Consider the following 267-nt stretch of genomic DNA (forward strand, 5'->3'; position numbering starts at 1 on the left):
GTCCAGACTCCTACGGGAGGCAGCAGTGGGGAATATTGCACAATGGGGGAAACCCTGATGCAGCCATGCCGCGTGTGTGAAGAAGGCCTTCGGGTTGTAAAGCACTTTCAGCGAGGAGGAAAGGTTGATGCCTAATACGCATCAGCTGTGACGTTACTCGCAGAAGAAGCACCGGCTAACTCCGTGCCAGCAGCCGCGGTAATACGGAGGGTGCAAGCGTTAATCGGAATTACTGGGCGTAAAGCGCACGCAGGCGGTTGGATAAGT

Annotated in this window: 1 rRNA gene; it reads left to right on the top strand. The window is 55.4% G+C overall.

Annotation, left to right across the window (positions count from 1 at the left end):
• A 16S ribosomal RNA gene (locus KW825_RS20320) occupies positions 1-267 on the top strand; the annotation flags it as partial.

It is taken from the genome of Aeromonas sp. sif2433, from assembly GCF_019218705.1.
In the GTDB taxonomy this organism is placed as follows: domain Bacteria; phylum Pseudomonadota; class Gammaproteobacteria; order Enterobacterales; family Aeromonadaceae; genus Aeromonas; species Aeromonas encheleia.